Below are 21,535 nucleotides of genomic sequence, written 5' to 3' on the forward strand. Positions count from 1 at the left end.
GGCGCCGCATCGGCCGGCAGCACGACGCCGACGGAATTCGTGTACTGGGCATGGGTCGGTCCGGCTGACAGCAGTACTGACACGGCAAGCAGAGAGACTGGTACGAGTCTGTGCAATGGAAACCCCTTGTTGGTTTTCGGGCTGCGTGGACAGCGGGCAAGACGTAAATATAGACCTGGTTTCGTGCGATGGTCAAGAGATAGTCCATCGCCCCGTATTTGCTTGACAACCTCCATCCCGACGCCTACTTGATTACACTGTGTATTTGTCACGATCGGTGTTCGGTTCCGGGTCACGCCCATGCCGTCCGACAGCCCCATTACCTTCGACCGCGTAGTCCGCATCGCAATCGCCGTGGCGGTGGTCTGGCTGCTCGTCACGCTCATTGCCTACCTGAGCGACGTGCTCATTCCCTTTGCCGTCGCGTTGCTGCTCGCCTACCTGATCAATCCGCTGACTTCCTGGCTGCAGCGGAAACTGCCCTTCAAGCACCGGATCATCTCCGTGCTGCTCAGCCTGACGATCATCGTCGCTGCCGTGGTCCTCTTCCTTTCGATCCTGATCCCCATGGTCGTATCCGAATTCGCGCAGATGCAGCGGCTGCTGTCCGGCCTGGTGGATACGGATCAGTGGCAGGCAAGACTGCAGGACTATGTTCCCGAGGAAATCAGGGTCTACATCGCGGATCTCGTCCGCTTCGAAGAACTCGTTCAGCTGCTGAACTTCGAAAACATCAGGGTTTTCTTCCAGCAGATCCTGCCCGGCATATGGGGCGTTTTTTCGGGTACTATAAGCTTCGTGATCGGCCTGGCGGTCGTGATCGTCATCCTGCTCTACCTGGTCTTCATCCTGTTGGATTTCGACGAGATCTCCGAAGGATGGAAGGACCTGATTCCGGATCGGTACAAGCAAGTGGTGCTCGACGTGGTAGCGGATTTTACCACCGCCATGCGGGTCTATTTCCGCGCCCAGGCCCTCATCGCCTTCATCGTCGGATTACTCTTCGCCCTGGGTTTCTGGCTGATCGGCCTGCCGATGGGGATTTTGCTGGGGCTTTTCATCGGTCTGCTCAACATGGTGCCCTACCTGCAGGTCGTGGGCCTCATTCCGGCCGTGCTGTTCGCGATTGTCGCGTCTCTGGGTGCGGGCGAGAGTATCTGGGTCATGCTTGGCCTCGTGATTGCCGTGTTCGCCGTCGTGCAGATCATCCAGGACGCCATCCTGGTTCCCAAAATCATGGGCAGCGTGACCGGGTTCAACCCGGCCGTGATCCTCCTGTCCCTGTCCGTCTGGGGCAAGCTGCTGGGCATACTCGGGCTGCTGATCGCCCTGCCGGTGACGTTCCTGATCCATTCGTACTACAAGAGGTTTCTGAAGGGATCTCTCTCGGCGAAGAGACCGGCTTAGTTGCAATGTAGCCCCTGTCGAATAAAACCGGACAGCTTAGAATATCGAATTGCACAACATCAAGAGACAAGGTCGAAGAAGGAGCAGTAAATGGAAAGAATCTCCTGGGACGAGTATTTCCTTCGCATCGCCTACGCCGTTGCGGCGCGTTCGAACTGCATTCGCCGGCACATCGGCGCCGTGATCGTGAACGACAAGATCATCACCAGCACGGGCTACAACGGCACCCCCATGGGCATACCCAACTGCTTCGACGGCGGTTGCAAGCGATGCAACTCGGATGGACCGTCCGGGGCAAACCTCGACGAATGTGTCTGCATTCACGCCGAGGAGAACGCCATCGTCTTCGCCGCGCGCCACGGGTCGTCGACGAGCGGCGCGACGCTTTACACGACCAACAAGCCCTGCCTGGGCTGCCTGAAAAAGTCCATCCAGGCGGGGATTCGCCGGGTCGTCTACGGCGAACAGTACGCCTACACGAGATCCGTTGAAGAAGTGTATGACTGGCTGGTGGAAGAATCCGGGATCGAGATGGTCGAACTGAAATTGGACGCGAGTCCGGAAACCGTCGTGCATACTGCCTGAGGCTGGAGAGATTCTGCTTGACGCATGCTCCGCCAGCCCGGAGATTACGCGGCGAATCACTTACGATAACTGAACGTGGGTACCGGGCGACGTTTTGCATACCAGCGATCGCATAACGCAGTCGGACTTCGCCTATCGCAGCCTGCCGGAATCGGACGTGCTGTCGTTTTCGGGTGTCTATCCCGACTACCATCCGCAGGACCGTGTGGGACTGGTTTCTCCCCTGCTGGAAGACGGGGTGATCGGGTTGGCTGCCGCCGTCCTGGGCCTGGCGACCGGGTTCTATGACTGTCTCCGTTCGAAAGGGAGCGCATTCTTCGACTATCCCCTGCATCATGCCTTCATCGGCGGACAGGGGGCACGGGTGCGCACACGTAACGGGGACCTGGATTTGTCCATCGGGGAATTGGGAAGTGCCTGGGGTTGGCTCGACGTCTGGCCGGAGACCAACTGGCATCTCTGCCCGGCAACTCCGGAAAACATGCTCGAGGCGGTGTTCCGTCACCAGGTCAACCGAGTATACTGGCCGGCTTCATTCATGCCCGGCGAGGTGGACAGACCACTTTCCCATTACGCATACAAACTGCTGAGCGGAAGGCTGAAGTCCGTCTGGTATTACGCCTGCGAGGACGGAAACCTGGAAGTCCGGGCGTCGGGGTCCGCCGCGGATGTCATCCGGGAAAGCCTGGGACGCCTTCCCCGCGGAGGCACGGAGACGTATCACGCGGCAGAAGCTACATCCAGACCCTGGATTAAGAATCGTTTTAAATTGGTGGAACCGCAAGCGTTTCTTGAAGATATGTCGGCCTGCTTCACCGATGGATGAAAGGTAAGCTCAGGTCGTAATCGAGTTTCGAACGAACCGCGCCAGGCCCGTCATGGCAACCGTCATGGCCGCCCGCCACGCAAAAAAGGAGCAGTGACTCATGGTGGACAGATCCTACCTTTTCGACGATGACGCCATGCGCGACTTCATCGTACACGGCTATCACGTGATCGAAGTGGACAAGCCGGTCGCGCTGCATGATGGCATCTACGAGAAAACGAAGGCGATCATCGACGAAGACGGGAATCCGGGTAACAACCTGTTGCCCCGCGTTCCGGAGATTCAGCAAGTCTACGACGATCCCTCGGTTCTGGGCGCGCTGACGAGCCTGCTCGGACCGGATTACGTCATGCACGCCCACCGCCACCCGCACGTGAACCCGCCGAACAGCCGGGGAGGCGCATGGCACAAGGACAGCTACTGGGGTTATACCAAGGTGCGGGATCACCATCCGCGCTGGATCATGGCGATGTACTATCCGCAGGACACCCCGGTGGAAATCGGCCCGACGGGGGTGATCCCGGGAAGCCACTACATCGAGTCCCGCGAGGAGACCGTCGGCGGGAACGGGGCCGTCCCCGATGGATTTCCCGCAAGCGGCAAGGCGGGAACCGTTACCATCATTCACTTCGACCTCTGGCACCGGGCGTTTCCGAACCAGACGGACAAGGTCCGGTACATGATGAAGTTCCAGTTTACGCGGATGTCGGAACCCGAGCGCCCCTGGTGGAACAGGCAACGCGAAGATATCGACCTGGGCGACCTGTCGGACGATCCCCGGAGCGCCATGTGGAGGAACATGTGGCACTGGCTTGCCGGCAACGGGTCGACCGGGAGCAGGCCGGAAGGCGGGGACCACGTCGACGCGCTCGCCGCGGACCTGACCCACGAACTCGAACAGAAGCGTCTGCACGCGGCCTATACCCTGGCGGAGTACGGGGAGGCCGCCCTTCCCCACCTGCTCGACGCGCTGCAGCACGAACAGGACGAGGTTCGGCGTGAAGCGTGTTACGGGCTCGGCGCGCTGGGCGCCGCGGCCGTCGAGCCGCTGGTCTCCCTGCTCGGACACGGAAACGACCGCGTCCGGGGATACGCGGTCTACGCCCTGGGAGACATCCGGCACCACAGCCCATCGGTTGCGGCGCGCCTGGCGGGTCTTTCAGACGATCCATCGCCCTTTGTCCGCCAGAATGTGGCCGATGCCCTGGGCCAGATCAATCTGGCCGCGGATTCCGCCGTTCCCGCGCTGATCGGCATGATGAAGGACGAAGATGAGCAGGTGCGGTCCAGAACCGCCTATGCGCTGGCCCGATTCGGGGACGAAGCCCAGGCGGCCGTTCAAAATCTCGCGGACGCGTGCTACGACGAAAACAGGTATGTACAGGGCCATGCCGCCGTTGCACTAGAACAGATCGGCACGCCGGAAGCGCTGCGCACGCTGCTGCACTGGCTGCAGGCCTCGCGGTGGTGCCCGCTGACGACGGCGAAGAGTACGTATTAACGGACGGTTGACCCTGATACAATAGATGATCGGTGCACAGCCCATCGTGGGACGAGGCCGATACCGCCTGCTACCAGTCGTGCATCATGTGGCCCTGCCCGGGATAGAACAGGGCGTCGACGATGAAGGACAGCACGATGCCGGTCGTGTATCCGAGCAGCATGCCCAGGAAGAACCGCTGGCCCGTGCGGTAGGCGCCGGTCCCGATCTTCAGCAGGATGAACTTGACGAGCCAGGCGAGGAAGACGGACAGGATCGAATCGCGGATATTGCTGGCGAAGCAGATGGCGAACCCCACCGGGGCGAGGGGCCACCAGACCAGCCAGTGCCGTAGCTTCAGCAGGACCAGGAAGATCGCCGCGCCCGCCGCCATGAACCACGGTTCGTTCTGCCCCAGGGACAGCGGGTTCTTCATCCAGGTCACGATCTCCTCGTAGTAATGCACATTGAGATTGCTGAAAGCGCCTCCGCCGAAGTTGTAGGCCCCCGTGGAATACCCCCAGTCGATCGAATAGGCCACTGCCGTGACCATGCTGACCAGGAACGTTATGGTAAGCACAAGCAGCAGCCCCTTCTTCCGCGGCCAGAATCCGTCGGTCAACCGGTCGGCCAATACGACCGAGCCCATCCCCAGGCCGCGCCAGTTTCGGGCATAGGCGCTGGCCAGCCCCAGCGAAGTAAGGCTTTGGGGCGACACGTTTCCCGATCCCAGGGAGAGCACCGTGATCTGGTGGGCGTTCACGGGCAGGTCCAGGAACACCACCCCCGTTTCCGCGATCACCTTCGTCGTTCCGAAGTAGAGCACGAACAGAAAGGCTAGAAACACCACGATAACGGGAAACGATATCCCGGACTGGTAAAGCCACGCGCAGATGAAGACGGTCCCCGCCAGTACCCCGGCCCCGGCTATCCTGTATGAAACCAGTTCTTTCGAATCATCCACCGAGGAATCCCGTCCCGCTGCTTTTCTGACCACCGCGATCAGGTGCCGCCGGGCGGTCCACAGGGCGTACGCCACGTACACGAGGAATCCCCCGAAGAACTGCGCGTTTACGCCGCCGGTGCCACCCGGATTGCTGCCTTCCGTGTTGAGTCCGATGTAGCTCAGGGCACCGATCTCGAGGATGCCGAGTATGAAAAACACCCATATGCTCAGGAGGATGTCGACGTTGATGAAATACCCGAAGCAGAGCATGTACGGGCTGATGCGCAAGGGAATGGACGGAAACAGCGGACTTAACTGAAGCGGGGTCTCGAAAAACGTGCCCACGGGCAATTGGGGGACGACGTGGGCGAAGGATACGATGTTCCACAGGGCGACGGCCAGCGCGAGACCGAATCCGACCTGGAAGAGCCGGTCGTAGACCAGCTTGGGCCAGTGTCCCGGCGATTGATCGGCGGCTATGAGCTCCAGGGGTACCTGGACCAGGGGAAAGGTAAGCCGCTCATACTCCACCCATTGTTTCCTGAATATGGCCGCGACGCAGGCTCCGACGACGAAAATGGCGATGAAAAAGCTCATCCACCATGCGACGGGTATCAACCACGGGGACCACGGGACGGTCCCGCCCGGCGGGAGCCCTTCATAAAACCAGCCCATGGCGTTGTTCTGGTTGCTCGCCACGAGCCATTCCGGGAGATAGGGGAAAAACAGTTCGGCCCACTGGTTTTCCGGCTGGGCGAAATAGAAGGGCGTGGAGACGATGGTCAGGAAGTACGACACGAAGGCCTTGCCGGGAATCAGGCTGGAGATGAGCAGGATGCAGAATATCAGCGCCAGCTCACGGCCGGCGAAGGCGGCTCGTGCGTAGAGGCTCCGGGCGACCGGGTTGTACACGAATACGACGAGCAGGAACAGGGCCAGCGCGGAGATGGGCAGGTGGGACACCGACATGCGGGACGTATGAAGGATGTACGTCCCGTAGGTCACCCAGATGTTGAGGATGATGGCGAGGAAAAGCCCCGTGGCCAGGGACCGCAGGGTAATCAACGAGGTAAGCGTGGATTTTCCTGGCGGCGTATGCGTGGTTGGGTCAGTCAAGCAGGACTCGTTTCGGTTTCAGGGTACGGGCGACTATTGACCCACACGGCGTTTTCCCGGCCTCAGGTTGACTGGCGCTCCTGCCACACGACCTCCATGGGATCGGGGATGGCGTACGGTTTCACGCGTTGATCGTGCAGCCATTCGGAAAGATAATGATCCATCGTGTGCAGGGTCTCCGGCTCGTCATCGGCCAGATTGCGTGTCTGATACGGATCGTTTCGCATATCGTACAGGGCCACCGGGTCAAACCGGTAACCGAAGTCGTCGTAGGTCCTGATCATGAGATGTTCGGGCGTCCGCACCGCCCGCTGCAGCGTGTACAGCCCGTGGCCCCAGACCAGATAGTCGTGCAAGCGGCAACGACCCCCGGCGAGTCCTCCCGCGAAGGAACGGCCATCATAGTGTTCGGGCACTTCACCGCCGATCAGATCGATCAGTGTAGCGCTTAAATCGACGTTGTACAGCAGATCGCCGCAGGAGGACCCGGGCGGCGTGATCCCCGGCCACTTGATGATCAGCGGGATACGGTGTATGCATTCGTCTGCGCAGACGTGATCGCCGTAAATGCCGTGCTCCCCCATGGCCTCGCCGTGATCGGCCGAAATGATGACCGCCGTATCGTCCGGGCCGCCCAGGTCGCCCAGGGCATCCAGCACCTGCTGAACGTGATGGTCGGTGTACCGGATCTCCGCGTCGTATCCGGTCACCATGTGATTCAGATCGTCCGTGTCCCGGATGGCGTCCGGCATGTTCGGCGTGGGGCTGGGCCGGTCCCCGGGAAACAGATGGGACGCGGTGAACCACCCGTCTATATCCTGGTGGCCGCGTATGGCTTCGTGGTCAGGCCAATCCGTAGCCGGCGGCTGGGCTGCCATGCGGTCGAACCAGTCGCGGGGCGCTTCGTAGACCCGGTGCGGGTCCCAGTAATTGATATACAGAAAGAAATCGTCCCGTCCGCCGTTCGCGGCGATCCACCGCAGCACGGCCTCGTTCACTTCTTCCGCCGTCTCGGATCCCGTCTTCAGGTTGGGCGAATGGAACTCCGTCCAGCCCAGGCCGAACCAGGTCGCGCAGTGCCGCGTGGGGAAGTTGGAAAAGCAGACCGTGTCGTAGCCGTGCTGGCGCAGCCTTCTCTGCACCAGCTGGTTCCGCTCGTCGGGACCACCGTACCGCTGCTCGAGGATCTGCAGTTTCGACGCGGGACCGCCGTGGGTCACCACGCCGTTGTTGATCCCGAATCGGCCGGTGATCCAGCCATGCCGCGAAGGCATGCAGGGGGAGTCCGCGCAGTAATACCGGTCGAACCGCATGCCCTGTGCGGCGATTGCGTCGATCGCGGGTGACGTGGGCCGGCCATAGCCGTAGCAACCCAGGTGGTCGGGCCTGAGACTGTCGATGTCAAAAAAAACGATGCGCAAGGAGGTTTACCGGTATCCTGGGTAAATGAAAACTGTTACGCCGCGACGGCCTTGTCGATGATGACCTTCATCTTGTCGCCGTGCTTGTGGCGGCCGGCGGCTTCGATGAGCGCTTCGATAGGCAGAAACCCGTTGTCCTGGAGCCAGTGGGCGATGGCGGCCAGGGCGGCGCCCTTTAGCCCACCCGTCTTGCGGAAGTCCCGGGTAACCAGATTGGACGGACCTGGTGGACCGGCCAGGCCCTCGAGCTCGGGTCCGAGCTTCGTGTCGGCGATCACCAGGGTATGTTCGCCGATGCGGGACCGAACCTTGTCCAGTCCGTCCTGCGATATGACGATCATGATGTCGGGACAGTCGATCCCGGTATAGTGGATCGGCTGCCGGGAAAGGATCACCTCCGCGACCGAGAACCCCGTGCCGATTGTGATGGGATAGTCGCCTTTCTTGGTGGCGGAAAGGCCCGCGGTTATGCCCGCCGTGGAGAGCAGGTCTCCCGCGGACTGAATGGCTTCTCCCGCCGAACCCGCGACGATGATCTCCAGGCGCCCGTCCAGCGGCGCCTCGCAGGTGTGCTCGATCGGTTTCAACCCATCCAGGAGGGAGCGGCCGGTCACCCGGTGCGACTGGCCTACCGTGCGCTGATTCCGCGTCACCACGCTCTCGTAATCTGCCGTATCGTGCAGTTCCTGGACTTTCCTCATTCCGTACGCGGGGCACATTTCAACGATTTCGATGAGGGAGAACCCCGGGGTGGACAGGGCTTCCTTCCAGAGTTCGGCCGTATCCTTGCCGATAAACGTCCGCGCGGTGTAGGCCGCGCCGGCGTTGTGGGCCAGCGCGCAGATGTCGTATCCAGGCACGGCCGACTCGGGCCGGTCAGGCTCCTTGAATTCGGTGGAGGACAGCCCGCTGGTCTGGCCGCCCGTCATGCCGTAGACCATGTTGTTCTGCACGACGAGGGTGAGGTCCAGGTTGTGCCGGGCTGCCTCGAGCAGGTGCTGCAGGCCGATCGTGGCGCCGCCGTCGCCCTGCAGGGCGATGATCTTCTTGTCCGGATGCTCGAGTCCCATCCGTATGCCCATGGCCAGGGCGACCGCCCGGCCGTGGAGACCGTGAATGGTATGGCAGGTCAGCAGCGGGTCCACGAGTCCCGTGCATCCGATGTCGCTCACCACGATGACGTCAAGGGGGTGTACGCCCAGGTCCGCCAGGGCCTTGCTCATGGATTTGTTGGCGACCGTATGACCACAACCCGGGCAGTAGGGCATTTTCAGGTCGTTCAGGATGGTTTCCTGCATTGCCTTACTCCTTCCACGATCTCCTGCGGGGTAATCATGTGGCCGATTTTGTTGACGCCGTGTATCCGGTCGTGCTGATCGTTCCCGTAGAGCAGTTCCCGCAGCAGGCCGACGATGTTCTCCTCGACGACGACGACGTGCGCGTATGCCGAGAGCAGTTCGTATATGCGCGGCGGTACCGGCAGCAGCGTCTTCATGACCAGGAGCGAGACGGATTCGCCGCTCACTCTCAGCAGGCCGGCGGCCTCCCTGGCGGCTTCCGCCGAGATGCCGTAGGTCAGGATGACCGTATCGGCGCCTTCGTCCCGATCGTGTTCGTAATAGGTGTAGTCCTCGATGCTTTGTTCGATCTTGTTCTTGAGCCGCCGGGTATTGCCGAGGGCCTCGGGATTGTTCTTCTGCGTGATGCCTTCCGTGTCATGGGTCGATGAATTCAGCCGGACCTGGTGCAGGTCGTTGCCCAAGGGCAGGAAGGGTGGCGCCAGGTCTCCGTTGACCCCATAGGTCCTGTATTCGCCGTTCCCTTCGTACAGGTGGCGTTCCGCCCGCCGTACTTCCTTCAGGCCGGAGATATCCATGTTCTGGTTGGTCATGACCATCTCTTTCGAGGTCAGCAGTACTACGGGTGTCCGGAGATTCACCGCCGTGTGCACGCTTGCGGCGGCCATGTCCCAGCAGTCGTTCAGGTTCGATGGGCAGAAGACCGGTACCGGGTATCCCCCCGAGATGCATCCCCTGAGCAGGAGCAGATCCCCTTGGCCGCCCGTTGTAGCCGACCCGGTGCTCGGGCCCAGGCGCTGGGCCAGGATGACGACCATGGGCAGTTCCATCATGAAGGACATGTTGATCGATTCGATCATCAGGGCGAATCCGGGAAAAGCGGAGGCCGTGACGGGAAACACGCCCGATGAAGAGAATCCGGCGGCCCATTGCAGCGCCGTGATCTCGTCCGGCGCTTCGAGGGCGATGGGGATGCGCTGCTTGGCGCCCGCGAAGAGCCAGTTGACGGGTGTGATGGGATATCCGATGTAGGCGCCTGCGCCGGCCCGGGCCATCGCCTCGATGATCAGCCTGGATCCGTCCAGGAAGACCATGCGTTCATTGACGGTCGTCATGGTGCGTGCGCTCCCGCTCATCTTGAAGGGATTCCGCCACGATTTCGGCGATATCCCGGACCCGCATGGGTTCGCCGGCCCGTTTGTTGGCGTCGTTCATCATCCTGGCGCAGAAGGGACAGCCCACGGCCAGGGTGTCGGCCCCGGTTTCTCTGGCTTCCCGGAAGCGGTTGTCGCTGACCGCTTCCCTGCCTTCCTCTTCTTCTTTCCATACCTGTGCGCCGCCGGCACCGCAGCAGAACGACCGTTCCCTGCTCCTGGCCATTTCCACCAGGGAAGGCCGGGTTGCCGCCAGCGCCCCACGGGGCGCTTCGTATTCACCGCCGTGGCGGCCCAGGTAACACGGGTCGTGATAGGTGGTCCGCGTCCCCGTTTCGCCGCGCACCGCGAGTCTGCCCGCGCTCGCGAGCTCGTCGATGAGCCCGGTGTGGTGCATCACCTTGTATCGCCCCCCCAGCGCGCCGTACTCGTTTTTCAGGGTGTGCAGACAGTGGGGGCAACCCGTGACGATTTTCTTCCGGTCGGCGCCCGCGGCATTCAAGGTTTCGATGTTTCCCTCGGCGGCTATACTGAAAAGATACTCGTTTCCGGCTCTTCGCGCCAGATCTCCCGTACAGGATTCGTCGTTTCCGAGCACGGCGAAGTCCACCCCCGCCCGGTGCATGACCGTGGCAATGGCCCGGGCTGTATCCCGGGCGGCGGGGTCGAAGGCACCGGCACAGCCGACCCAGAACAGGACCTCGTACCCCGGATTTTCCGCAACGGTCGGTACCTTGAAATCCAGGGTTTCCGTCCATTCCATCCGGTCGCCGGCCATCTGCCAGGGGTTGCCGTTTCGTTCGATCCCGGTGAAGGCGCCTTTCAGTTCATTCGGAAACGCGCTCTCCATCAGCACCTGGTTCTGGCGTATGGCGAGAATGTCGAACATCGGCTCGTTGCCGACCGGACAGGCCTCCGAGCAGGCTCCGCAGGCCGTGCAGGCCCAGAGGGCGCTTTCGGTCATGGCATAGCCCAGCAGGGGCTCCGTGTCTTCGCCGCCCCTCGCCAGCGATTTCATGTGATCCCGAAGGTGGTACCGCTTGTTCACCTCCAAGGCCGCGGGAGACAACTCCTTGCCCGTGGCATAGGCCGGACAGGCGTCCTGGCAGCGGTTGCACATGATGCAGGCGAAGGCGTCCGTGATATGGGTCCGGTTCAGGTCGGTTATCCGGCCCGCGCCGAACTGCTCGATGGTTTCGTCCTCGAAATCCAGGGCGTCCAGCGCGCCGGGGCTGACCCGGTCGGGGGAGGTCATCAGATTGAAGGGGCCCATGAACAGGTGGGCGTGTTTCGAATAGGGGAACCAGGGCAGGAAGACCAGCACCAGTCCGATGGCAATCCACCAACTCGCGTGCAGGCCGAAAGTCAGGAAGGACGGTTCCAGGCCTGTCCAGAGGCCTGCGGCCAGCGCCGCGACCGGCTGCCAGGGGTCCGGTCCGTGTATCGCGATGTCGAACGATGCGCCCAGAAGCCGGAAGCCGACGTGTCCGAGGATAAAGCACCCCACGATCAGGGAATCCCGCCTGATGCCGTCCGCCGCCCCGGGATGCAGTTTGACCTGGGGTGCGACGGCGAGGGCCGTGGATTTTACGATGAACCGGCGGATGAGCAAGGCAACCATGCCCGCCAGCACGGCCAGGGTCATGAGATCGACGACCAGGCGATAGATCTGACCGGCGGTCCCGTTCTCCAAAAAAACGAAGCCGGTTACCATGCCTTCCAGCACGTCCACCAGGTTTACCGCCATGTAGAGGATGAATCCCCACGCAATCCCGGTGTGCGCGAGGGAAACCAGCGGCCGGTTGCGGATCATGTTGTTCTGGCCCGCCAGCGCCTTGATTCCGGTCATCAGCCGGCTTGGAAGACCATCCCAGGCCAGCCGGCCCTGGCCCCGCTTGATCATCCCGATCATGCGCCTGAAGGTGACGGATGCCAGGTACAACGAGACCGCCATGGCAATGGCGAAGAGGATCTTTTCGTAGGGAGATAGCATCGGCGCCCTGCGATCCCGATGTGCCGCCGAAGGAAGACGCGATGCACGGTGTGCCTGGCTATCGGCCCAGCCGCTTCTTCACTTCTTCCGCGATGGCGGGCAGGTAACTGAAGAGGTCGCCGGCGATGCCGTAGTGGGCGTACTTGTAAAGCGGCACGTCGGCGTCCTTGTTGATCGCCACGATCACGCGAGCGTTTTTCATGCCAGCCAGGTGTTGTATCGCACCGGAAATCCCGCAGGCGATGTACAGGTCTGGCTGTACCGTTTTCCCCGTCTGGCCGACCTGGTGGGCATAGGGTATCCATCCGGCGTCCACCGCGGCCCGGCTGGCGCCGAGGGCGCCGCCCAGGGCATCTGCTAGTTCCCGGACCGGCTGAAATCCCTCCGGTCCGCCCACGCCGCGTCCACCGGAAACGATGATGCTCGCTTCGGTCAGGGTGACTGTGCCGTCCGCGGTCTCCACGGACTCCACCTTGGTCGGGATATCGTCCTCGGCCATGACGGCCGGGACTTCGATAACCGCTCCGGTGCGTGATTCGTTCAGATCGACAGGTTGAAAGATGTTACGCCGTATCGTGATAAACCGGTGCCCGGTACCGTTGAACCTCACGGTGGATACCAGGTTGCCGACCAGGGCCGGCCGGACCGCGACCAGCTGGTCTCCGTCCATACGCAGGTCGGTGCAGTCCGGCGCCAGGCCCGCGCCGGTGAGGGCGGCCGCGTAGGCCGAAAGCTCCAGGCCGGCCGTACTGGCCCCCATCAGGATCACCGAGGGCGGTTCGTTTTCCAGAAGGTGCCCCAGGAGTTTCGCAAAAGGCTCTACGCGATACCGGTCCAGCGAGGGATCTTCCGCGGTGTACACGCGGTCCGCGCCGGCCTCAATGGCCTGTTGCGCGATATCGTCGACCCGGCCGCCGAATACGATTGCGTTCAGCGTCCCTCCAAGGTCCGAGGCGACGGTTTTCGCAGCGGCCATCGCCTGCCACGCTATCGCGTCCGCCCGGCCATCCTCCTGTTCGATCCATACGAATACGCTGCCGGCCATCGGGTCCTTTCTGCCTAAATCACTTTTTCCTCGATCAAACGGTCCACGAGGGTCTTGGCCGCATCCGCCGGGGCTCCGTCGATCATTTCGACATTCGCCTCCCGCAACGGGGGCAGTTCGGACTGCCAGCCAATCGAAGAAGCGCCGGCACCGACGCTGGACGCGTCGACCTCGAGATCCTCGCATCCCCATACGGGTATGTTTGCCCGGGCCGCTTTGCGTATGCCGATGAGGCTCGGGTACCGGGGTTCATTGATCTCTTTAACGACGGTGATCAGGGCCGGAAGCCTGCTGGTGATCGTTTCCCGCGCTGCTTCCAACAGCCGAACCGCCGAAATGGTCCGGCTTGATGGATCCAGGCTGTTGATATGGGCTACGTAAGAGACCAGCGGTATGTCCAGGAGGGCCGCGATCTGCACGGCCGTCGCCGCGGTATTGCCGTCTATCGCCGCCCTGCCGCCGACGATCAGGCTGAATTCGCCGATTTTCCGGATGGCTGTGGCCAGGATGTGCGCGGAGGTCAGGCAGTCGCTGTCCGCCATGGCCGGATCCGATACCAGGATGGCCTCATCCACGCCCATCGCCAGGGCGGTCTTTAGCGCGTCGGCGGCCTCGGGAGGTCCCAGACAAAGGGCGGTTACCTTGCCCCCGTGCTCCTCCCGGGTCTGAATGGCGGTTTCCAGGGTGTACTCGTCCCAGGGATTGACGATCCGGGGACCGCCCTCGGCGGACAGCTTCAGGCCGTCCATGGAGGCGGATAGCTGGGCCGTATCGGGCGTCTGTTTCACCAGGGCGATAATGTTCACGTAAACGTTACCTCTCGCAACAGGCGTTGCCGCGCCAGGTCAGTTCTGCCAGTAATCGGGATCGTAGGCGGGCATTTCACATCGAAGCGGCCGGTCCGTCCGGTTGCCGAACACGTAATCCGCCTGCATGAGTTGATGTATCTGCGACGTGCCCTCGTAGATCACCGCGCTCTTGCTGTTGCGTAAGTGACGCTCGACATCGTATTCGTCGGAGTATCCGTAGGCGCCGTGCACCTGGACCGCGTCGCTGGCCGTGGCGAAGGCCGATTCCGTGCAGAACCACTTGGCCATGCTCGTCTCCCGGGTGTTCCGCATTCCCCGGTTCTTGAGCCATCCGACCTTGCGTACCGCCAGTTCACCCAGGTCGATGCGCTGCTTCATCTGGGCGATGAGCTGCTTTACGAGTTGATGGTCGCCGATCGGCTGGCCGAAGGTTCGGCGCTGTTGGGCGTACGACACCGAGGCTTCCAGGCAGTATTTCATCAGGCCGACGGCGCCGGCGGCCACGGTATAGCGGGCGTTGTCGAGGCAGGACATGGCGATTTTGAAGCCTTCGCCCTCTTCGCCAAGGCGATGGGATTCGGGTACGGGAACCTGGTCCATGTTGATCCAGCCCGTATTGCTGGCCCGCACCCCCATCTTTCCCTTGATGGTGCCGGTGGTCAGGCCTTCCCAGCCCCGTTCCAGCAGGAAGGCGGTGATACCCCGCGTGCCTTCCTCCTGGTTCGTCTTGGCGAAAACGAGAAAGCGGTCCGCCACGTCGGACAGTGTGATCCACATCTTCTCGCCGCTGACCAGGTAGGAGTCGCCGTCCTTCCGGGCCCGGCTGGTCATGGCGGCCACGTCCGAGCCCGCGCCGGGTTCGGTCAATCCGAAACAGGCGATGTTTTCGCCGGTTGCCAGGGGCGGCAGGAACCGTTCCTTCTGTTCGTCCGTGCCCCATTGAAAGATGGGAAGGGCGTGCAGGCCCAGGTGGACCGCAATCGTCTCCCGGACGGAAGAGTCGGCCCACTCCAGCCCCTCAGAAAGCAGCCCCAGGGAGATGAAATCCATGCCGGCCCCTTCGTACCGCGCGGGGAGGCAGATGCCCATGAATCCCTGCGCCGCCATCTTGGGCAGCAGTTCGTGGGGGAAGGTACCATTTCGGTCGTGTTCCCTGATGGACGGCAGGATCTCGTTGCGGGAGAAGTCGTAGACCATCCGCTCGACCATCCTGTGTTCTTCGCTTAACTCAAAATCCATGGGCGTGATTCGTTATTCCGTGGGTGTTTAATCCTGCCGTTTCACCAGGTTCGTACTGCGCCCGAAACCGGATCGGAAAGACCGGAATCCGCAGTCACCCGTATTTACGCGTAACAAGGTGGCGTGTCAAGGGTATTGCGGTTGTGAACGAGGGGTTGCGCAGGTGCGTGGTTACCCGCTAATTGCCGGCCACTCCGGCCGCTTTGCTGAAGTCTCTGCCGGGCGTTGACTCCGGATGGGTTACCGGGATCTCCCGCATCACTTCGAGGAACCGGTCCACGTCCTGGTCCGTATTGTAGAAATGGGTGGACACGCGGGCCCTGCCCACGCCGCCGTAGGCTCCGAAGATCAGCACGTTCTGGTCCTCGAGGGCGTGGGTCACCGCATTAACGTCCGCCGCGGTAAAGCAGACGTTGCCGGCTCTTTCCGCCGCGGCCCTGGGCGTGATGACCTCCCAGCCCATGTCCGCCAGGCCATCCCAGACCCGGGCGCTCAGCTGAAGTACGTGCTCCTCTATCCGGTCAATACCGATATCCATCAGGCAGTCCAGGGCATTGTCCAGGACGTATACCCCGATCCAGGTCTCGTTGCCGGGCGTGAACCTGCTGGCGTCCGCCCGGGGTATGTAGGCGGAGGGGTCCTTCCAGTCCGGAAGATAAGCCGGCGTGTGCCATCCTACGAAGGGCGGATTCAGTTCGGGAACGCGTTCTCGATTCCAGTAGAAGATACCCACCCCGTGCACGGCCATGAGCCATTTGTAGCAACTCGAAACGACGAAGTCCGCGTACTGCGCTTCGACCGGTACGGCGCCTGCCGAGTGGGTGACGTCGAGACAGAGCAGGGCGTTCTTGCGGTGGACGATATCGGAGAGCTCAGGAAGCGGCAAACGTTGGCCGGTGAAATAACTGACATGGCTGACGTTGACCACCCTGGTGTTTTCATCTATCGCTTTATCAAGATCTTCCAAGTCTATGCGCCAGTTGTTGTTTTCCACGATTCTAAGCTCTACGCCCTGGTCCTTCAGCAGGGTCCAGGGCAGCACGTCCGACGGGAACTCCACGTCGGCGACCACCACGTTGTCGCCGGGTTTCCAGTCGAGGGCGTAGACCAGCACGTTGATCCCCTCGGAAGTAGAAGTCAGGAAACCGATATCGTCGGGCTGAACGCCGAACAGGCGACCGACCTTTTCCTTGCACGCGCCGGACACCACTTCGAGGCGCCTGCGTCCTTCCTCGCCCAGGAGCTTGTCTTCGAAAAAACGGTGGACAGCGTCTCCATGCGTCTTCAGCATGGGCGATTCTCCGCCCGTACAAAGGTGGGTTATGCCCTGGGTTCCAATGAACTCGGAAGGATCAATCAGCATCGGGGTCTCCAGTTGAAGTTGCTGCGGTTTCGGTCGCTCGCGAACTCGAATGCCAAGATACTCGCCGGGACGATTCTTGTACAGGGAATTCGGGGCCTCGTTACTGTACGTCGCCTCCGTCGTTGTAATTGATTCGAAATGGTCTATATTGTAGGAAAACCCGGCATCGAATCGCTTTATCGTAACGACCGGTACAGTCGCCGGAGTGTCTGTTGGTATTCGACTTCCACACCCATTTCTATACCTCCGCTTATCTCGACGAGATTGAACAGGGAGGATACCAGGCGGAACTGTTCAGGGATGCCGACGGCAATCGTCTGCTGAAGCTGGATGGCGACTACAGCATGATCGCGCCGGGTCATTTCGATGTAGAGCGCGTGATCGAGCACATGGACCGGCACGGGGTGGACCGGCAACTGCTCAGTTTTTCCATTCCGGGACTGCACATCGAGGAACCGAATGCCGGCTGTCGCCTCGCCCGGGTCGTCAACGAGGCCCTGTCCGATACCGTGTCCCGCTATCCCGATCGCCTGTCTGCTCTGGCGGTCCTTCCGTTGCAGGATCCGACCGCTTCGGCGGCGGAACTGGTCCGCGCCGTGGAGTCGCTTAGTTTGCGGGGCGGCATGCTGTTTTCGAATATCAACGGCAGATCGCTTGGAGGCCCGGAGTTTCATGAACTTTACGCGGCTGCGTCCTCCCTGGACCTGCCGCTCTTCGTTCATCCCACCACCCCACACGCCAATGACGCTTTCGAAGCGTACAGGCTGACCCCCATCGCGGGATTTCCGTTCGATACGACCGTTGCCGCCCTGCACCTGGTGCTCAGCGGGACGATGGCCGCGTTCCCGGAACTGAAGATCGTGCTTGGCAACCTGGGGGGGACCGTCCCGTTTCTTGCGGGCCGGATCGACAAGGGGTATATTTCCTATCCCGAAGCCCGCGAGAAACTGGACCGCCCGCCGTCTGCATACCTCAGGAACATGTATTACGAGTCCGCGGGGATGCCGAACAGCGGGGCGCTTCGCCTGGCGATCGACTTTGCCGGCGTCGATCGCGTGATGTTCGGCTCCGACTTTCCCCAGCAGATCGCGGACGTCGATCTGGGGCTGCGTGTCATCGAAGAACAGGGGCTGGACGAAGCGGACAGGCAGCGCATCGCGGGTCTCAACGCGGCAGGTCTTTTGAAGGTATAGAGCCATTCGCTGGTAAAATTAGTTTATCGTACTACACTGGAAACACGCCAGATCAGGCAGGAGCCGCAGGTTGGGCGGGATGTGCCCGGCACGTGCCGGTTCCCTTGAGCCGGAGATGCACGCATATGACTGACACCGAGAAAACCCTGTTCCTGCTGGACGGCATGGCCCTGGCCTATCGAGGCCATTTCGGGTTGATCCGCAATCCGAGGATGACGTCGACGGGCATGAACGTCTCCATGGTGTTCGCCATCGCCAATACCATCCTCGGCATTCTGAACAAGAACAGGCCCACACATATCGCCGCCGTGTTCGATACGCCCGAACCTACGCACCGGCACAAGCAGTATGCCGAGTACAAGGCGCAGCGCGACGCCATGCCCGAAGACCTGAGCACCGCCCTGCCCTACCTGTTCCGGCTCATCGAGGGGTTCAACATCCCGGTGATCCGCGTTCCCGGCTGGGAGGCCGACGACGTAATCGGGACCCTGGCGAAACAAGCCGACGAAGCGGGATTTACCACCTACATGGTCACGCCGGACAAGGACTACGCGCAACTCGTCTCCGCGCAGTCCTTCATCTGCAAACCCGGGAACACCGGGGACAACTTCGAAACCATGGGGGTGGACGAGGTGCTGGAGAAATGGGGGATCGAGCGGATCGACCAGGTGATCGACATGCTCGGCTTGATGGGCGACGCCAGCGATAACGTGCCCGGTGTTCCGGGCGTCGGCGAAAAGACCGCCCAGAAGCTCATCGCCCAGTTCGGCTCCGTCGAGAGCCTGCTGGAGAACACGGACCAGTTGAAAGGCAGGCAGAAGGAGCGGATCGAGGAAAACCGGGATCTGGCCCTGCTGTCGAAGAGCCTGGTCACCATCGAACGCGACGTCCCGCTGGAAGTCACCCCCGATTCGCTGACCGTCAAGGAAAGACGGAACGATGATCTGAAGAAGCTGTTCGTGGAACTGGAGTTCAACACCCTGGGCAAGCGGCTTTTTGGCGAAGACTTCTCGGCTGCGCCGCGGTTGACCCTCGCCGGCAGTCAGGAAGACCTGTTCTCAGACGACCAGTTGAAGACGATCGCGGACGTGGAGCACGACTATCGTTGCGTTGACACGCCCGAATCCCGCGCGGCGCTCATCGATTCGCTGCGTCAGGCGCCTTCCTTCTGTTTCGACATGGAAACGACCAGCCTGGATCCGAAAACCTGCGATATCCTGGGTTTCGCTTTCGCGATTGAACCACATACCGGTTACTACGTACCCATGCCGGACGGGCGCGAGGACGTGCTGCGGATCGCCGACGAATTCCAGTCTCTCTTTGACGACACCGGCAAGGAACTCATCGGGCACAACATCAAGTTCGATCTTTCCGTGCTGCGGTGGCACGGGATTACCGTGTCCTGCCGCATCTTCGACACCATGCTGGCGGCCTATGTGACCGTGCCGGACCTGCGGAGGACCATGGACTATCTGTCGCAGGCCCTCTTGGGCTACACGCCGATCTCCATTACCACCCTCATCGGCGAGAAGGGCGAGGAGCAGGGCACGCTCAAGGATGCGCCACTGGAAAAAGTCGTCGAATACGCGGCGGAAGACGCGGACATCACGCTGCAACTGGCGGGATTGCTGCGACCCCGGATCGGCGAGATGAAGCAGGATACGGTATTCGGTGAAATCGAGTGTCCTCTGGTTACCGCCCTCGTAGAAATGGAACACGAAGGCGTGCGGATGGACGTGGGGCAACTGAAGCATCTGTCCGGATTGCTGGACGAGGAGATCCAGCGGTCCTCGGACCGGATCACCGAACTGGCCGGAGAGCCCGTCGATTTCAATTCGGCGAAACAGCTTGGCCATATCCTCTTCGACAAGCTGAAAATCGATCCCAACGCCAAGCGCACGGCGAAGACGGGCCAGTATTCGACGGCGGAAGCCATACTCCGCCGACTCGCGCCCAAGCACGAGATCGTGGAGCAGATCCTCCACTACCGGATGTGCACCAAGCTCAATTCCGTATACGTCAGCCAACTGCCCCATTCCGTGTTTTCCGGGACGGGACGCGTACACACTTCATACGAGCAGGCCGTGATCGCCACGGGCCGGATCCAGTCCCACGGCCCCAACCTGCAGACCATCCCGGTCCGCACGGAGATGGGCCGTCAGATCCGAAAGGCCTTCGTGCCCCGGGACGACGACTACCTCCTGATGGCCGCGGACTACTCCCAGATCGAACTGCGCATAGCGGCCGAGCTCAGCCGGGACGAGGGCATGATGGAGACCTTCATCCAGCACGAGGACATCCATTCGGCGACGGCCATGAAGATCTACGATGTGGATTACGATGGGGTGACCGACGAAATGCGCAGGCGCGCCAAGACCGTCAATTTCGGCATCATCTACGGCATCTCCGCCTTCGGGCTGGCCGAACGGCTCAACATTCCCCGGGGACAGGGCCAGGAACTCATCGATCAGTACTTCGCGAAGTATCCCGGGACGCGCAAATACATGGAGGATACGGTCAAATTCGCGGAGGACAACGGCTTTGTCGAGACCATGACGGGCCGGCGGCGGTACCTGCGGGACATCAATTCCCGCAACGCCACCACCAAGCGTGCCGAGGAGCGTGTCGCCATCAATTCCCGCATCCAGGGCACGGCGGCCGACCTGATCAAGCTGGCCATGACGCGGATACACAACCAATTGAAAAAACGGGAGTGCAGGACGCGCATGCTGCTGCAGGTGCATGACGAACTCGTGTTCGATCTGCATAGGTCCGAAGAAGACTCCCTGCCGGCCATGATCGAGGAGTGCATGCGGAGCGCCCTGCCCATGACCGTGCCCATAGAAGTGGAGATCGGCATCGGTACAAACTGGCTGGAAGCACACTAGAAGAAGCACACCAGAAGAAAGGAAAGGGAATCATGAGTTCAGGAAACGGCTGGATCCGGGTCGGATCCAAGGCCGATATCTCACCCGGGGAGTCCCGTGCCGTCAAAATCGGCGAAGGGCGAAGCATCGCGCTCTTCAACGTCGACGGACGGATACACGCCACGGACAACCAGTGCCCTCACATGGGATTTCCGCTGACCCGCGGGGTGGTGAAGGACGGGATCCTGACCTGCGACTGGCATGGCCGCAGTTTCGACCTCGAGGGCGGCGGATGCTTCAACTACGAGTGCGACGACCTGGAGACGTTCCCCGTCGACGTCCGCGGTGACGAGATCTGGGTACAGGCCGGGGACGCGACCTACAAGCGGCGGGACCAGCACCTGCAACTGCTGTGGGAGGGCCTCCTGAGCGGAGATTCGTGGACGATCTCCAAGGCCTCCGCCCTGCTGCTCTCGGGTGGTGTCTCGGAGCACGATATCGTACAGATGATCCTGCGGCACCTGGGGCGGCACGTCGCGTCGGAGCAAGGCGCGGGAGGGGGCGGCGACATCATTTCCCTCCTGGTATCCGGTCTCGAAGTCGGCAGAAGATACGACGGCGAGGACCGGCTGATGGCCCTGTCGCTGGCTGGCCGCGCGGCATCGGGTAGGGCATCGGAACGGCTCGAGGTCATCACGCTGCCGCCGCCGGTAAGCTGGGAACAGATCGACGGCTGGGTACGCATGTTCTCCCGCAACATGCAGGATTTCAGGATCGAGCGCTGTCTGCACAC

General features: G+C 61.6%; 16 protein-coding genes. 7 read left to right on the plus strand and 9 right to left on the minus strand.

Annotated elements, in window-relative coordinates:
* Nucleotides 1–300 precede the first annotated feature (300 nt).
* From OXG98_03515 to OXG98_03530, 4 genes are all read left to right on the plus strand, one after another.
* Nucleotides 301–1,407: an AI-2E family transporter gene (locus OXG98_03515; protein MCY3771076.1), complete on the plus strand. Its 1,107-nt coding sequence runs from the start codon at nt 301–303 to the stop codon at nt 1,405–1,407.
* Between the two features lie 90 nt (nt 1,408–1,497).
* Complete coding sequence (locus OXG98_03520; protein MCY3771077.1) at nt 1,498–1,992, plus strand: cytidine/deoxycytidylate deaminase family protein; 495 nt, start codon at nt 1,498–1,500, stop codon at nt 1,990–1,992.
* A gap of 94 nt (nt 1,993–2,086) precedes the next feature.
* Nucleotides 2,087–2,818: a hypothetical protein gene (locus tag OXG98_03525; GenBank protein ID MCY3771078.1), complete on the plus strand. Its 732-nt coding sequence runs from the start codon at nt 2,087–2,089 to the stop codon at nt 2,816–2,818.
* Between the two features lie 100 nt (nt 2,819–2,918).
* The gene (locus tag OXG98_03530) at nt 2,919–4,319 is read left to right on the plus strand and encodes a HEAT repeat domain-containing protein (protein MCY3771079.1); all 1,401 of its coding nucleotides are present in this window, start codon (nt 2,919–2,921) and stop codon (nt 4,317–4,319) included.
* Nucleotides 4,320–4,389: 70 nt separating this feature from the next.
* On the opposite strand, the gene OXG98_03535 is transcribed toward OXG98_03530, so the two are convergent.
* The 9 genes from OXG98_03535 to OXG98_03575 form a co-directional block, all read right to left on the minus strand.
* The gene (locus OXG98_03535; GenBank protein ID MCY3771080.1) at nt 4,390–6,360 is read right to left on the minus strand and encodes a hypothetical protein; all 1,971 of its coding nucleotides are present in this window, start codon (nt 6,358–6,360) and stop codon (nt 4,390–4,392) included.
* Between the two features lie 62 nt (nt 6,361–6,422).
* Nucleotides 6,423–7,781 (minus strand): sulfatase, encoded by a 1,359-nt coding sequence (locus OXG98_03540; GenBank protein ID MCY3771081.1) that lies wholly within the window; start codon nt 7,779–7,781, stop codon nt 6,423–6,425.
* 35 nt (nt 7,782–7,816) lie between these two features.
* A complete protein-coding gene (locus tag OXG98_03545; GenBank protein MCY3771082.1) occupies nt 7,817–9,079 on the minus strand; it encodes a thiamine pyrophosphate-dependent enzyme in 1,263 nt (420 codons plus the stop codon).
* Complete coding sequence (locus tag OXG98_03550) at nt 9,061–10,194, minus strand: hypothetical protein (GenBank protein ID MCY3771083.1); 1,134 nt, start codon at nt 10,192–10,194, stop codon at nt 9,061–9,063. Before OXG98_03550 ends, OXG98_03545 begins: the two co-directional genes overlap by 19 nt.
* Complete coding sequence (locus tag OXG98_03555) at nt 10,178–12,226, minus strand: (Fe-S)-binding protein (GenBank protein MCY3771084.1); 2,049 nt, start codon at nt 12,224–12,226, stop codon at nt 10,178–10,180. The genes OXG98_03550 and OXG98_03555 overlap by 17 nt, the downstream gene beginning before the upstream one ends.
* A gap of 58 nt (nt 12,227–12,284) precedes the next feature.
* The gene (locus tag OXG98_03560) at nt 12,285–13,271 is read right to left on the minus strand and encodes an electron transfer flavoprotein subunit alpha/FixB family protein (protein MCY3771085.1); all 987 of its coding nucleotides are present in this window, start codon (nt 13,269–13,271) and stop codon (nt 12,285–12,287) included.
* Between the two features lie 14 nt (nt 13,272–13,285).
* Nucleotides 13,286–14,077, minus strand: a complete 792-nt coding sequence (locus OXG98_03565) for an electron transfer flavoprotein subunit beta/FixA family protein (GenBank protein ID MCY3771086.1) — start codon at nt 14,075–14,077, stop codon at nt 13,286–13,288.
* Between the two features lie 39 nt (nt 14,078–14,116).
* Nucleotides 14,117–15,319: an acyl-CoA dehydrogenase family protein gene (locus OXG98_03570; protein ID MCY3771087.1), complete on the minus strand. Its 1,203-nt coding sequence runs from the start codon at nt 15,317–15,319 to the stop codon at nt 14,117–14,119.
* 178 nt (nt 15,320–15,497) lie between these two features.
* Nucleotides 15,498–16,682 carry an aminotransferase class V-fold PLP-dependent enzyme gene (locus OXG98_03575; GenBank protein MCY3771088.1) on the minus strand — a complete coding sequence of 395 codons (1,185 nt, stop codon included), beginning with the start codon at nt 16,680–16,682 and terminating at the stop codon, nt 15,498–15,500.
* Nucleotides 16,683–16,894: 212 nt separating this feature from the next.
* On the opposite strand from OXG98_03575, the gene OXG98_03580 reads away from it, so the two are divergent.
* The 3 genes from OXG98_03580 to OXG98_03590 all read left to right on the plus strand — a co-directional run.
* Nucleotides 16,895–17,875 carry an amidohydrolase family protein gene (locus OXG98_03580; protein ID MCY3771089.1) on the plus strand — a complete coding sequence of 327 codons (981 nt, stop codon included), beginning with the start codon at nt 16,895–16,897 and terminating at the stop codon, nt 17,873–17,875.
* 125 nt (nt 17,876–18,000) lie between these two features.
* Nucleotides 18,001–20,763, plus strand: coding sequence for a DNA polymerase I (gene polA / locus OXG98_03585; protein ID MCY3771090.1), 2,763 nt, complete (start codon nt 18,001–18,003; stop codon nt 20,761–20,763).
* A 32-nt stretch (nt 20,764–20,795) separates the two neighbouring features.
* The coding region (locus tag OXG98_03590) for a Rieske (2Fe-2S) protein (GenBank protein ID MCY3771091.1) at nt 20,796–21,535 on the plus strand (740 nt) is incomplete at its 3' end.

Source organism: Gemmatimonadota bacterium (assembly GCA_026706345.1).
GTDB lineage: Bacteria > JAAXHH01 > JAAXHH01 > JAAXHH01 > JAAXHH01 > JAAXHH01.

Coding starts and splice junctions, on each gene's coding strand:
- OXG98_03545 (MCY3771082.1), bottom strand. CDS start 9,079: ATGCAGGAAACCATCCTGAACGACCTGAAAATGCCCTACTGCCCGGGT.
- OXG98_03560 (MCY3771085.1), bottom strand. CDS start 13,271: ATGGCCGGCAGCGTATTCGTATGGATCGAACAGGAGGATGGCCGGGCG.
- OXG98_03515 (MCY3771076.1), top strand. CDS start 301: ATGCCGTCCGACAGCCCCATTACCTTCGACCGCGTAGTCCGCATCGCA.
- OXG98_03530 (MCY3771079.1), top strand. CDS start 2,919: ATGGTGGACAGATCCTACCTTTTCGACGATGACGCCATGCGCGACTTC.
- OXG98_03570 (MCY3771087.1), bottom strand. CDS start 15,319: ATGGATTTTGAGTTAAGCGAAGAACACAGGATGGTCGAGCGGATGGTC.
- OXG98_03575 (MCY3771088.1), bottom strand. CDS start 16,682: ATGCTGATTGATCCTTCCGAGTTCATTGGAACCCAGGGCATAACCCAC.
- OXG98_03550 (MCY3771083.1), bottom strand. CDS start 10,194: ATGACGACCGTCAATGAACGCATGGTCTTCCTGGACGGATCCAGGCTG.
- polA (MCY3771090.1), top strand. CDS start 18,001: ATGACTGACACCGAGAAAACCCTGTTCCTGCTGGACGGCATGGCCCTG.
- OXG98_03555 (MCY3771084.1), bottom strand. CDS start 12,226: ATGCTATCTCCCTACGAAAAGATCCTCTTCGCCATTGCCATGGCGGTC.
- OXG98_03520 (MCY3771077.1), top strand. CDS start 1,498: ATGGAAAGAATCTCCTGGGACGAGTATTTCCTTCGCATCGCCTACGCC.